Below are 12,260 nucleotides of genomic sequence, written 5' to 3'. Positions count from 1 at the left end.
ATTAATTACCCTTACTTCCGATATAGTCATGTATTCAGAAAATGAAGTGGACGGTTTCATGTCTCTTCCAGGATTGTTTCGCGTCATGCTTTCGGCGACCGTTTTCCTCGGTATGTCCGGAGCCATCATTGCCATGGCAGCAGATCCCGCCGCGACAATCAGCCAGAAGGGCCGCAATTTCACGCCCGCCGCTGTCACCGTGAAAAAAGGCGACATGGTGCGCTTCGTGAACGACGATTTCTACGGACACAACGTCTATTCAGAGACCGAGGGCGCCAGCTTCGATATCGGCTTGCAGCCGCCCGGCGAGGAGCGGGACGTGGTGCTGGAGAAACTCGGCATCGTCGATATCCGCTGCCGGATCCATCCGCGGATGCGCCTGAAGATCACCGTCACCGAATAACCGGCACGCGATGTCCCTCCGCCTCAAACTGATCGGCGCGTTTCTGGTGGCCGTGCTAGCCGCCGGCGCTCTCGCGGGGACCAGCTTCTTTGCCACCTGGTCGCTCGGCGACATCGCCAAGGCGATGTATGACCGGCCGCTGCAATCGATCAATTTCGCCCGTTCGGCCCAAACCAATTTCCTGGTCATGGAACTTGAGGAACGGCTGACCGGCGCCTCGTCTGAAGAACGTCTCGCGCAACTCCGCGAGGACTTCTTCATCGACCTTGAGGTCGCCTCGGATCGCCGAATGTCGGAACGGACGCTGGAGCTTGCCGGAAACCTGCAGACGGACTTCGAGGCCTGGTGGGACGCTGCCCATACCGCGCGGACCGAACCGACCATGAAACCCGAGCGGGATGCCATAGCGGAGCGGATCAAAGTCAATCTCGACATCCTGGTACAGGTCGCGGCCGAGGACGGATACCGCTTCTGGCTTGCCGCCGAGCAGAGTGTCAACGACACCAAACGGCTGACAACCTACATCCTCGGCGGTGTGCTGGTCGTCTCCCTGATCGTCGCCGGCCTGCTGGCCCGCAACATCATCCGGCCGCTGAACCGGCTCGCCAAGGGCACCATCTCACTCGCGGCCGGTGACCGCTCCGTCGCGGTCGACTCGCGCGACCGGACCCGGGGCGACGAGATCGGCGGCATGGCCCGTTCCCTGCTGGTGTTCCGCGACGTCATGAACGAGGTGCGCGAGGCCAGGGACAGTGCCGAGGCCGCCGCCAAGGCGAAGTCGGACTTCCTGGCCATGATGAGCCACGAGATCCGCACCCCGATGAACGGCGTTATCGGCATGACCCGGTTGCTGCTACGCCGGCCGCTCGGCGGTGAGGAAAGGCATTTCGCCGAGACAGTGCTGGAAAGCGCCGAAGGCCTGATGCATCTGCTGAACGGCATCCTCGACTTCTCCAAACTCGAGGCCGGCAAGCTCGATCTTGAGCTGCTTGATTTCGACCTGCGGCGCATGGTCGACGGCTCCCTCGCCCTGATGCAGGGACGGGCGGAGGAAAAGGGCCTCACCTTCCGCGCCGATGTGGACGAGAACTGCCCACGCTACCTGAAGGGCGATTCAGCCCGGCTGCGCCAGGTGCTGCTGAACCTGGTCGGCAATGCCCTGAAATTCACCGAAGAGGGCGGCGTCACCGTCTCCGTCAGCGCCGGCGAGACGGAGGGCAGCTATCGGTTCAGTGTCACCGATACCGGTATCGGCATCCCGCAGGACAAGGTCGACCGGCTGTTCCAGGAATTCAGCCAGGCCGACAGCTCCACGGCCCGGCAATATGGCGGCACCGGCCTCGGCCTCGCCATCTGCAAGCAAATCGTGGAGCTGATGGGCGGCCAGATCGCCGTCGACAGCATTCCCGGTGAAGGCAGCACCTTCTGGTTCGAGATCCCGCTCGCCGATGGCGCAGTGCCGGACAACCGCGACCTGCCGGCAAGTGCCGAGAAATTGCCGCCGCTCACCCTCCTCGTCGCCGAGGACAATCTGGTGAACCAGCAGGTCGCCCGAGGACTGCTGGAGGCTGAGGGTCATTCGGTGCGGATCGTGCCGGACGGCGCTGCAGCCCTCGCCGCGCTGGAGGCAGAGCCGCCCGGCACGTTCGACGCGGTGCTGATGGACATGAACATGCCGGTGATGGACGGGCTGGAAGCGACCCGCCGCATTCGCGCCCTCGACCCGCCGCTGTCGGACATTCCCATCGTTGCCGCCACGGCGGCGGCAACCGCGGAAGAGGTTCAGCGCTGCCTTGCTTCCGGCATGGATACCTATGTCGCCAAACCGATCCACCCGGGCCTGCTGTTCGGTGCGCTTGCCCGTGTGCTGAGACTGGACGGCCTTGATAACGGCGATAGCGATGACGACTGGCCGGACGAAATGCCGGCGGACTCCGCCTCCCCTGTGGCTGAGCGGCTGATGCAGGACGGCCCGGCGCTGGAGCCGGACATTCTCGCCACCTACCGGGACCAGCTCGGCCAGGAATTCGCGGATGAAATGGTTTCCGACTTTCTCGGCGCGGTCGATGCCCATGCCGCCATCATCGAGGACCATCTCAAGACCCGGAACGCCGCCGGGCTGAGCGAGGCTGCCCATACGCTAAAGAGCGCGGCTGCCTCCGTCGGTTTGCGCGACGTCTACCGGGCTGCACTTTCGGTTGAAAACGGCGCCGAAGCAGATCATTTAGAGGATTGCATGGGCGCGGCGGAAAACCTGCTTGCCGCTCTTGAGCATAGCCGTACACTTTTCGACAACCAGGCCGTCCAATGAGTTTTATGCCGGATCACAACAGCCCCATCCCTCCCAACTTTGCCGAGTATCAGGTGATCGTCGCCGAGGACGAACCGATGGCGACCAAACTCGCCCAGGGCGCGCTGAAGCTGATGGGATTCCGCCGGATCTTTCATGCGGCGGACGGTCTGAAGGCGCTGAAGCTGTTGAAAGAACTGGACGGCGACGTGCAACTGATCGTCTCCGACTGGAACATGCCGGAGATCAACGGCCTCGAATTCCTGCGCGCCGTGCGCAAGACCTACCCGAAGATGCGCTTCGTCATGCTGACCGGAAACGCGAACAAGGATTTTGTCATCGCCGCCCGCAAATACGGCGTCGATGCCTATATCGCCAAGCCTTTCACGCCCGATCAGCTGAAAAGCAAAGTCGAAGCGATTTTCAAGCTCTGAAAACCCGGTCATACTCCCCGTTAACGATAAGCCCGCAGGGGCGTCATGGGAGGACCGGACAATGAGCCACATCCAGACAGAGCATCTCTTCGACATCACCCTCGCGGTGGAAGCCCCGCTGCAACTGCTCGGCCACACGCCTTTCGGCGAGCGCAAGATCGCCAAGGTTACCGGCGGCAGTTTTGAGGGTCCCGCGATCAAAGGCACCGTGCGCGGCGGTGGCGGCGACTGGATTCTCGTGCGCAACGATGGCGTCACGCAACTCGACGTCCGCCTGGTGCTGGAAGCCGATGACGGCGCCCTGATCTACATGACCTACAAGGGCCTGCGCCACGGCCCCGAAGAAGTCATGGCCCGGATGAATGCCGGCCAGCCGGTGAACCGCGACGATTATTACTTCCGGATCACGCCCAGCTTCGAGACATCGGCTGACAAGTATCTCTGGCTGAACAAGGCTGTCTGCGTGGGAAGTGGAGACCGGACGCCGAGCGGGCCACTTTATAATGTGTATCGGGTGTTGTGAGGGGAGCGATTCATTCCAACTTGGCTCATTATCCAGTACAAACTCGAAAAATCGAGTCGTTAGAATCACTTAGGGAGCATTGACTAATATACTGATTCTATTATAATTTTCCACATGGATACGACATACAATCTCAATGGTGGCTACAAGCCGACGCTGAAGCGGTTCGCAGATCTAGGCGGTCCTGATTTCTTTCCGACGCCTCGGTGGGCGACGTATGCTTTGATCGATAATGAAAGCTTCAAAGGCGACATTTGGGAGCCTGCCTGCGGCGACGGTTCCATGTCGGTCGTTCTAGAAGATACGGGTAGACCTGTTGCTAGTTCAGACCTCTACGATCGAGGTTATGGCGAAAGAGGCGTCGACTTTTTATCGCCTAATCGACGAGCATCAAACATCGTAACCAACCCACCGTATAACGCCGCCGAGGGGTTTGTGCGATCGGGGTTATCTTCAGTAGACCAAAAATTTGCACTTCTCTTACGGTTAGCGTTTTTGGAAGGCGCCAACCGCCAACGCACTATTTTCTCTGAATCACCACCATCACGCGTTTGGGTGTTCAGCGAGCGGATAACCTTCTATCCAGCCGGGGCAGAGCGGAAAGGCAGCGGCACAACAGCCTATGCATGGTTCGTGTGGGACAAGGACGCCCCGAGCGGAACAGAGCTACGCTGGCTCGAGCCCGGCTACAAGGCGCGTTACTCCGATTAAGAGCGTGAGTGTAGATGCCTCCTTCCCTGATCTGTGATGCGGTACCCAGAACGCGGAACATGCTCTAGATAACCTTCACAAATGTAATTACCGAGTGCCTCGTAGTGTGATTTTATATTTCGGATAAGCTGTTCCCAAACCTCTTCATTTGGACGCGTAATTGAACGCCGTCTATCTGCCTCAGACAACTCTATATAGTCAGGGATCTCCCGCTTTATACGCTGAAAGGTCGCTATCCCGTTCGGTTGTGTTGCAGCAATTTGAAGAACGGCAAACGCTATTTCGTTTTCTGTTACCCGAGTAATTCTGGCCAATCCCACCTCCCATTAAAGTTGAAATGGTATGCGGGCACACCCCTATTAGCCAGTAAAATTGCAGGACGCGCCTGATCCAGATAGAGAGGAGACTAAAGGATCAGCACTCTAGTCTTTCGAGTAAAATAAAGAGACTTAAACGAAGCATATTTGATTCCACGATTTCGGGCCAACTGGCCCCCTGAACTCCCATATCAAAGCCCAGCCAAAGACACCGATATAGAAGGACCGTCCGCCATGAACCGCTCCCCCGCACTAATCAAGCGCAGTGACTGGGCCCGGGAAAAAGACCAGTGGGTCGGCCGGTTCGAGGGTGGGGCGGTCGGCACGGATGTGACGGTGCTGTTTTTCTCCAGCGACAGGGTCGGCAGCGGGCCGAAGCTGCATCTGCATCCCTATGACGAGCTCTTCATCATCCGTCAGGGCCGGGCGCGCTTCACGGTCGGCGACCGGAGTTTCGAGGCCGAGGCGGGGCAGATCGTCTTCGGCCCGGCGGACGTGCCGCACAAGTTCGAGAATCTCGGCCCGGGCCGGCTGGAGACCACGGACATTCACCTGAACGACCGCTTCATCCAGACCGACCTGGAGGGCTAACGTCACTCAGCGGGCCGGGTCTCGAGGAGTTCGAAACCGGCGGGTGCACAGTCACCGGATCAAAAAACCGACATAACGAAAAACAGAGCGACTGCGGAGAAAAGAAAATAAACAGAAAAATTGGCAACAATGAACTTCGCAGTTGCAATCCGGGACACAACCCACACCTGCGCAGAAAGATCACATTCTACTTGATCCAAACCCTTTCCGGATTCGAATTTACTTTCCAATGAAACCCCGTATTCTTCCAGAGTTTCATACATGGCGATGTCGCGAAAATAAACTATTCCATTGCTTTTTGAGATTGCTTCACTCTGATAGAGTTTTTTATTCACCCAATTTAAAAAACTTATTCTGTAGGATTTCCTCGAAGTAGAGGGAATAAGCGCCAGCGCTGACAAAACAAAAGAAGAAAACAACAAGGCTATAATAAGAGTATCTTTTCCGTCTAAGCCAGAAACATCAATAGAGGCCATAATCCCCCAAGTCTTTCCTGGCGCGTCCCATAAAAACCGAAAATACGACATTAGAAGCGTAAAACTAACGCCGGCAATTACGACGCATTTCGCATCACCGTAGCGCACCGAGTTACCCACTTCTCGCAGCACATTCAGCAAAAACCCTTTCACAAACCCACCCCATCCACTCATCGAGAACAATATTGCTTCCTATAGCATCGTAAAAAGACCCAAGAAAACAGGGAATCAAGGAAGTATGTTAGCTAATTTCTGAAAACGCTCTTATGGGCGACCGTTCTGAAATTACGAAGATACGGCACCGAATACTGACCTTCGCTCTCACCCCTTGCTCAAAACAATCCCCAGAGCCACCAGGCCCCCCGCCGCGAGTGCGAGCAGGCTGAAGCGGCGCGGCTCGCGTTCGGCCTGGGGCAACAGGTGGGTGGCGCCGACATAGATCAGGGCGCCCGCCGAGAGGGCGAGCAGGGCGCCGAGCAGGTCCTGGTCGATACGGCTGATCCAGGGATAGGAGACCAGGGTGCCGAGCGGGGTCGTCGCCGCCGAAGCGAGGAAGGCGAGCCAGAAGGCGCGGCGCCCGGAGACCCCACCGCGGACCAGCATCGCATAGGTCACGATTCCCTCGGGAAACTCGTGCAGCACCATGCCGAGAGCAACCAGCCCTCCCGTCAGCAGGCTAACGCTGAAGCTGATGGAATAAACCACGCCGTCGAGGAAGGAATGAAAGCCGATACCGAAAAGCGGCACCAGGCCGATCGCCAGCCGTGCGGTCTCCGGCCTGTCGCAGACATAGGTGGTGAGGAACCGGTTGAGGAGGTGAGTCAGCATGTACCCGGCGAAGAGGCAGGCCGGCGCCTCGGGGGCCATGGCAAAAGAAGTCGGCACAATATGCAGGAAGGAGACGGCAATCAGGACACCGGCCGCGAAGCAGACAAAGTATGTGCTGTTTTGCCTTGCCCAGCCCTCGTAACGACGGATCGCGAGGATACCGGCCGTCGTTACCCCGCCCGCCAGCAGGCTGGCCGCCAGCGTCAGCGCAAAATTCTCACCCATCCCTGTCCCGCTTTTCCGTTCCCGCCCCAGGCTCCAGATCCGACATTGCCCCTGTCTCCCGCGCTTGGGCAAGATGCGGGGCTCGAGGCGATGGTGTACAGCCCCTTACGCAATGCTATCATCACGCGCACTCGAAAACTGTTCCCGGCCAGATCGGCTCGTCCAAGGGAGCCCGACTCACCCAGAGGAGACTGTGATGCCCACCGCGCAAGCAAACGACGCTATCCGTGAAGCCGTAGGATATTTCGAAACCGCCGAGGCATTGCAGGAAGCGGTCGATGATCTGACGAGTTCCGGCTTCAACCGCGCCGAGCTGAGCCTGCTTGCCGGTGAGCGTACGGTCGAGGAGAAGCTCGGCCACAAATACGAGAAGGTTTCGGACCTCGAGGACGACCCGAAGGCCGCCCGCTGCTGCTATGTCTCCACGGAATCGATTGGCGATGCGGAAGGCGGCCTGATCGGCGCTCCGCTTTATATCGCGGCCACCACCGCGGCCGGCGCCATCCTGGCATCCGGTGGCACCATGGCGGCCGCGATCATCGGGGCCGCCATTGCGGGCGGCGCGGGCGGGTTCGCCGGCGGTATCATGGCGAAACTGCTCGGGGACCGCCATGCGAAGGGTCTGCAGGAACAGCTCGACCATGGCGGCCTGCTACTCTGGGTGCGCACCTGGGACAAAGCGCATGAGCAGCGCGCTGTCGACATCCTGAAGAAACATTCCGGGCGCGACGTACACGTCCACGCCCTTTCCTCTACGGGTTGAGCAGCGGGTATCGGCGGCCGTCCGGGATCACTCCGGGCGGACCGCTTCCGCCAGCATTGTCATGCCCGGGATCATCGGGCCAACCTTCACGTCTGTGAAACCCGTCTTCTTCAGCTGCTCCGCCAGCCATTCATCGTCGAGCGAACGCGCTTCAGGCGTGAAGGCGGTGTGCTGGAGCTGCCAGAGGGCGGCGAGTTTCGGGCCTGTGCGGTCGGCGGTAACCACGAAATCGTGGATCAGCAGGCGGCCGCCGGGAACCAGATGATCGTAGGCGCGCTTCAGCAGGCTGTCATGCTCGTCACCGGCCACGCCGGAAAACAGATAGGACATCAGGATCGCGTCCTGCTCGCGCGGCCATTCGGTGCGCAGAGCATCGCCAATGACATATTCGATCCGGTCGCTGAGCCCGGCCTTCTCGACATAGCCTTTGCCGAGCGCGGCGACGTTCGGGAAATCGACAATGGTCGCTGTGAGGTCCGGGAAAGCCTTGCACAAGGTAATGGCAAAAGCGCCGGTACCGCCGCCGACATCCAGCAGCTTCTTGCCGCCTGAGAGATCCACCTGTTTCGCCAGACCACGCGCCGGGCCAAGGGAGCCGGCATGCTGGCTGCGGGAATAAAGCTTGGCCTGCTCCGGATCGGAGAACCAGTCGGCGTAGGAACTGGTGGCATCCTCCGGCAACTTATTGGCGATGGCATCCTCGATCTGATCCAGCAGACCGTACATCTGCCGGTCCACCTGCAGGCGCAGATAGTCGCCGAAATCGTACTTGGCGCCTTTCACCAGGAAAGCCTCCGCGGCGGGGGAATTGGCGAAGCGCCCGTCTTCCGAGGAGACGACGCCGAGCGCCGCCAGCGCGGTCAGCAGGGTCTGGACCCGATCCGGATGCAGGCCGGTCGCCTCGCCGAGCTCCTCAACGGAGAGCGGGCCGTCCGCAAGGCAGGTGAAAATTCCATGATGCAGCGCAGCGAATAACGCCTTCGATCCCATGAAGCCGAACGCAATATCGGAAATTTCTTCGGCGTTGGTCAGCAACGTCATCGTCATATCCCTGTTCTTTTATCGTTATTGCGACATAACTTATCTGAATTCGCCAAAAGCTGCAAAACAGTAGGGTTTTTTGCGACAGGGATTGGACTTAGCAGCTTCAGCGCACGTCAATTTATGCTGCACCGCAAACGAACATGGGGATTGACGAGGTTTTTCAGGCACCGGCGGATCGCCCGGCAGCGCACTTTCTTGACTCCCCCCTCTATCGGCTGAACGATAACTCAACCAGAAAGAGAACGGGGGCGACCATGGCACTCTACAAGGATGATCGGTATCTCTTGAAATCGGCGGTCCACGTCTTCGACGAACTCCACCGGCCCGGCGACGACGCGCCACGCTCCGGAATCTATCGCTGCGAAGGTTGCCGGAAAGAAGTGGCGTCAAATCAAGGAGAGCCGTTGCCGCCGCAGAACCACCATCAACATGACGAGAGTCTGGGCGATATTCTCTGGCGACTTGTCGTCTCCGCGGATCACGACCCGCAATAAACGCGATCAAGCTACGGCAAAAACCGTCACGGTCTCCCGATGACGGTTTCTCTGATTTCTCTGGGTATGCCGAAACAGAGACGCGGAGAAGCTTTTCAGCTTCTCCGCGCTATAGGTCTGGACCCAAAAAGGTCTGGCCAGGCTCCTAGATCAAGAACGGATACCGGCAAGGAAACGCTGGATCTCGGCTTTCAGCTTTTCCGCGTCCTGCGACAGGGCGAGAGATTCGCTCTGGATCGTCTGGGCAACCTCTCCTGTCACCTGGGTGGCGGCGGAAACTTCGGAGATATTGCTGTTCACCTGGTTCGTGCCACTTGAGGCCTCTTCCACGTTTCTGGCAATTTCCTGCGTGGCTGCTGTCTGCTCCTCAACGGCGGCGGAGATAGCGGCCGCGATCTGATCCACCTGCTCGATGGTTTGCGTGATCGCCCCGATTGCCGTCACCGATTCATCCGTGGAAGCCTGAATGCCCTGGATCTGGGCCGAGATTTCCTCGGTCGCCTTACCTGTCTGGCTGGCCAGGTTCTTCACCTCGGAGGCAACGACCGCAAAGCCCTTGCCCGCCTCGCCGGCCCGTGCGGCTTCAATGGTGGCGTTCAGGGCAAGCAGGTTGGTCTGCTCGGCGATGTCCGTGATGAGGCCCACGACTTCGCCGATTTTCTGCGCGGCTTCCGCCAGACCCTGCACCTTGCTGTTCGTATCTGCCGCTTCGCGCACCGCACCGGAGGCGATGCTGGATGCCTGCGAGACCTGTTGGCCGATTTCCGTGATCGAGGCGCTGAGCTCCTCGGTGGCGGCCGCCACGGTCTGGATGTTCCGGGCGGCATCCTCGGACGCGGTCACGACGAGCCCGGCTTTCGCCTTGGTTTCCTCCGCCGTCGCCGACATGTCTCTGGCGGACGTATTGAACTGTTGCAGAGAGGTGGAAACATGATCGACCATGCTGCCCACCGTGGTTTCAAAGTCGTCGGCGGTTCGAACCATCATCTGCCGCTTTTCGGCATCGCCTCGCTTCTCGTCCTCAATACGCTGATCTGAAAGAGTACGGCTCTCCATGGACGCGGTCTTGAACATCTCCACAGCCTGAGCCAGATCGCCAACATCGTCTTTACGGTCGAGATAGGGAACATCGACATCAAGCTCGTTGGCGGAAAGCCGGTGAATGACCCCGCGCAAGACCGGGAACGGCTTCAAAAGGCGACCGACAACCAGTACAGAGATCGCCACTGCGATAATGGCGAGCACACCCATAACGCTCAGCAGGCTGAATGTCAGCTCGTCCTTGATCTGCGCGATGGCGGTACGGCCGACGCCCACATAGAGGATACCGATAACCTTGCTCTTGTCAGTGGTGGAGAATATCGGCTCATAGAGGGTGAAGTATTCCTTGCCGAGGATTGTCGCCAGCCCGCGGAAAGTCTGCCCCTTGGTGATGATCGGGTAGACCTTGCCTTTCTTGCCAAGCGGCGTGCCGATGGCACGGCTGCCGTCGTTCTTCTTGATGTTCGTGGTACGGCGCCAGAAGTCCCCGGTTTCCTCGTCCCAGGCAAAGATCGTCGCCGTTTCGCCGGTGGCAAAGCCAACATCGTCGATGGCAGCGTGCTCTTCGAATGCGGGGATCTGTCCCTTCCAGGAAACTGAAAGTCCGTCGCCCTTCTTTGTGACAACGAGATTTTCGTAACTGTCCGACAACATCATGGCTGCCGTTCGCAAGTTACGATCCTGAGCCGTCGCCGCCTGTTTCTCAACATAATCCGCGATCAGGAAGATCGCTGAATACGCTGTCGCAAGCATTGCAATGGCAACAAGAATAACAGTCACAGAGGTGACCTTATTCCGCACGCTTATGCTGGAAATATTCATGTACCCCACCCACTTTGCAAACATATCTCTCGACGGACTAAGACACCGCTTGATGTACAAAGTAGGCAATATTCCTTAACTAAAACTTACTATGACTTTGTGAAGTCAGCAATTTCAAATACGTCCTTATTCGAATGCTATTCGGAGAAACAAACAACAAAAATATCAATGCGCTACAATCAACAAGAAGTGACCTTATTGAATATAAGGACTCAAAAATATTCTACGCCGAAATGGAAATATCTGGGAGTTGTGATGATGCGCGGCCGTATCTGCGCGGCGACTACTCGACACCGGCCGGACGGCGCCGCCGCTTGGACTGATCTTCATCCGGGGCTTGCTCGCGTTCGACTTTCTTGGCTATCGCCTGAATGTGCCGAATTATTTTGCGATCGGCCACGCCCCAAAGCCATACAATGCTTCCGGATTCTGAAGCAAAATGCGATCCCGCACTTCCCCATCGGAAACCCAGGCGCCGAGTGATTCCATCAAGCCCGAATTTACGGGTAAGGAATCAGCCTCTCCCGGCCAGCTCAAATGCGGCCAGGCGCTACCCCAGACCATGCGCTCCGGCGCCCAGTCGACGAGCGCACGCGCAAGTTCAGTCACTTCCGGATCTTCCGGGTTACCGTCTTTACCAATCGCGTAAGGCGCCGAAAGCTTCACCCAGACATTTCCTTTGTCGACGATATGGCGAAGCGCCCGAAACCCCGGCTGCGTCAGGCTGCGGGAGAAGCGGAACCCGCCAAGGTCTGGCAGGATGATATTTCCAGGCCAGGCGCGGACCATCTGCTCGACCTCGTGCAGGTCCGAGCCGTCCATCGCCAGCTCGATATTCCAGCCGGTCAGATCATGCACCCGGCGGACATGGCGGTCGATTTCGTCCCACGGACAACTTTCCCGGTGCCGCAGCATGGTCACGCGCATCCCCGTGACACCAGCGGCCGCAAGATCTTCAAGCTCCCCTGCCTCGATCCCCGGGCGCACCATGCAGAAGGCCCGCGCGCAGTCCTCGACATAACCGTCCGGAGCGACGGCCAGTGCTTCGAGAGAGGCAAGCAGCGTACTGTTGTCGAAGCCAAGCTCGTCCGCCTGGATCAGGACCACCCGCGACAGGCCGATTTCTTCCTGAACGTCGCGATACGCTTCCGGCGGGTGCTCCGGCAGATCTTTTGGAGGTGCCTTGCCGGAAACGCTTGTGATGCGAACGTCGCAGTCAACAGAGCCGGGGGGCGGCGTGATGCGGCGCTCGTCCGCATCCGCGCGGAGTTCACCAAGGAAAGCTTCAAAGGACATGC

At 58.8% G+C, this 12,260-nt stretch carries 13 protein-coding genes; 8 read left to right on the top strand and 5 right to left on the bottom strand.

Translation table 11 applies throughout. The features are described 5' to 3' along the window. The first annotated feature begins 28 nt into the window (after nt 1–28). From IG629_RS15195 to IG629_RS15170, 6 genes are all read left to right on the top strand, one after another. Nucleotides 29–403, top strand: coding sequence for a cupredoxin domain-containing protein (locus tag IG629_RS15195; RefSeq protein ID WP_193172790.1), 375 nt, complete (start codon nt 29–31; stop codon nt 401–403). A 10-nt stretch (nt 404–413) separates the two neighbouring features. Further along, nucleotides 414–2,714, top strand: a complete 2,301-nt coding sequence (locus IG629_RS15190) for an ATP-binding protein (protein WP_193172789.1) — start codon at nt 414–416, stop codon at nt 2,712–2,714. Beyond that, nucleotides 2,711–3,127 (top strand): response regulator, encoded by a 417-nt coding sequence (locus IG629_RS15185; RefSeq protein ID WP_193172788.1) that lies wholly within the window; start codon nt 2,711–2,713, stop codon nt 3,125–3,127. Before IG629_RS15190 ends, IG629_RS15185 begins: the two co-directional genes overlap by 4 nt. Nucleotides 3,128–3,188: 61 nt before the next feature. Further along, the gene (locus tag IG629_RS15180; RefSeq protein WP_193172787.1) at nt 3,189–3,650 is read left to right on the top strand and encodes a DUF3237 domain-containing protein; all 462 of its coding nucleotides are present in this window, start codon (nt 3,189–3,191) and stop codon (nt 3,648–3,650) included. Between the two features lie 114 nt (nt 3,651–3,764). Further along, the gene (locus IG629_RS15175; protein ID WP_193172786.1) at nt 3,765–4,361 is read left to right on the top strand and encodes a hypothetical protein; all 597 of its coding nucleotides are present in this window, start codon (nt 3,765–3,767) and stop codon (nt 4,359–4,361) included. A gap of 551 nt (nt 4,362–4,912) precedes the next feature. Beyond that, nucleotides 4,913–5,269, top strand: coding sequence for a cupin domain-containing protein (locus tag IG629_RS15170; protein ID WP_193172785.1), 357 nt, complete (start codon nt 4,913–4,915; stop codon nt 5,267–5,269). A 59-nt stretch (nt 5,270–5,328) separates the two neighbouring features. On the opposite strand, the gene IG629_RS15165 is transcribed toward IG629_RS15170, so the two are convergent. Together IG629_RS15165 and IG629_RS15160 are read right to left on the bottom strand one after the other, a co-directional pair. Continuing rightward, on the bottom strand, nt 5,329–5,919 hold the full coding sequence (locus tag IG629_RS15165) for a hypothetical protein (RefSeq protein WP_193172784.1): 591 nt from the start codon (nt 5,917–5,919) through the stop codon (nt 5,329–5,331). Between the two features lie 147 nt (nt 5,920–6,066). Continuing rightward, the gene (locus tag IG629_RS15160) at nt 6,067–6,798 is read right to left on the bottom strand and encodes a ZIP family metal transporter (RefSeq protein ID WP_193172783.1); all 732 of its coding nucleotides are present in this window, start codon (nt 6,796–6,798) and stop codon (nt 6,067–6,069) included. A gap of 196 nt (nt 6,799–6,994) precedes the next feature. Here IG629_RS15160 and IG629_RS15155 point away from each other — a divergent pair, with 196 nt between their 5' ends. Further along, nucleotides 6,995–7,561, top strand: a complete 567-nt coding sequence (locus tag IG629_RS15155) for a hypothetical protein (protein WP_193172782.1) — start codon at nt 6,995–6,997, stop codon at nt 7,559–7,561. A 27-nt stretch (nt 7,562–7,588) separates the two neighbouring features. Here the strand turns inward: IG629_RS15155 and IG629_RS15150 are convergent, their stop codons facing one another. Continuing rightward, a complete protein-coding gene (locus IG629_RS15150) occupies nt 7,589–8,608 on the bottom strand; it encodes a methyltransferase (RefSeq protein ID WP_226886763.1) in 1,020 nt (339 codons plus the stop codon). Between the two features lie 251 nt (nt 8,609–8,859). Here IG629_RS15150 and IG629_RS15145 point away from each other — a divergent pair, with 251 nt between their 5' ends. Then, nucleotides 8,860–9,099: a hypothetical protein gene (locus tag IG629_RS15145; protein ID WP_193172781.1), complete on the top strand. Its 240-nt coding sequence runs from the start codon at nt 8,860–8,862 to the stop codon at nt 9,097–9,099. Between the two features lie 150 nt (nt 9,100–9,249). Here the strand turns inward: IG629_RS15145 and IG629_RS15140 are convergent, their stop codons facing one another. Continuing rightward, the gene (locus tag IG629_RS15140; RefSeq protein ID WP_193172780.1) at nt 9,250–10,920 is read right to left on the bottom strand and encodes a methyl-accepting chemotaxis protein; all 1,671 of its coding nucleotides are present in this window, start codon (nt 10,918–10,920) and stop codon (nt 9,250–9,252) included. 423 nt (nt 10,921–11,343) lie between these two features. Beyond that, a complete protein-coding gene (locus tag IG629_RS15135; RefSeq protein ID WP_193172779.1) occupies nt 11,344–12,258 on the bottom strand; it encodes an amidohydrolase family protein in 915 nt (304 codons plus the stop codon). Between the last annotated feature and the right edge of the window lie 2 nt (nt 12,259–12,260).

The sequence above is a fragment of the Nisaea nitritireducens genome (assembly GCF_014904795.1).
Taxonomy (GTDB): domain Bacteria; phylum Pseudomonadota; class Alphaproteobacteria; order Thalassobaculales; family Thalassobaculaceae; genus Nisaea; species Nisaea nitritireducens.
This window is presented reverse-complemented; position numbering and strand designations above follow the sequence as displayed.

Bases quoted from the DNA above. Each gene is read 5' to 3' on its own strand.
- IG629_RS15195 (WP_193172790.1), top strand. From the start codon at position 29: ATGTATTCAGAAAATGAAGTGGACGGTTTCATGTCTCTTCCAGGATTG.
- IG629_RS15190 (WP_193172789.1), top strand. From the start codon at position 414: ATGTCCCTCCGCCTCAAACTGATCGGCGCGTTTCTGGTGGCCGTGCTA.
- IG629_RS15185 (WP_193172788.1), top strand. From the start codon at position 2,711: ATGAGTTTTATGCCGGATCACAACAGCCCCATCCCTCCCAACTTTGCC.
- IG629_RS15180 (WP_193172787.1), top strand. From the start codon at position 3,189: ATGAGCCACATCCAGACAGAGCATCTCTTCGACATCACCCTCGCGGTG.
- IG629_RS15175 (WP_193172786.1), top strand. From the start codon at position 3,765: ATGGATACGACATACAATCTCAATGGTGGCTACAAGCCGACGCTGAAG.
- IG629_RS15170 (WP_193172785.1), top strand. From the start codon at position 4,913: ATGAACCGCTCCCCCGCACTAATCAAGCGCAGTGACTGGGCCCGGGAA.
- IG629_RS15165 (WP_193172784.1), bottom strand. From the start codon at position 5,919: ATGAGTGGATGGGGTGGGTTTGTGAAAGGGTTTTTGCTGAATGTGCTG.
- IG629_RS15160 (WP_193172783.1), bottom strand. From the start codon at position 6,798: ATGGGTGAGAATTTTGCGCTGACGCTGGCGGCCAGCCTGCTGGCGGGC.
- IG629_RS15155 (WP_193172782.1), top strand. From the start codon at position 6,995: ATGCCCACCGCGCAAGCAAACGACGCTATCCGTGAAGCCGTAGGATAT.
- IG629_RS15150 (WP_226886763.1), bottom strand. From the start codon at position 8,608: ATGACGATGACGTTGCTGACCAACGCCGAAGAAATTTCCGATATTGCG.
- IG629_RS15145 (WP_193172781.1), top strand. From the start codon at position 8,860: ATGGCACTCTACAAGGATGATCGGTATCTCTTGAAATCGGCGGTCCAC.
- IG629_RS15135 (WP_193172779.1), bottom strand. From the start codon at position 12,258: ATGTCCTTTGAAGCTTTCCTTGGTGAACTCCGCGCGGATGCGGACGAG.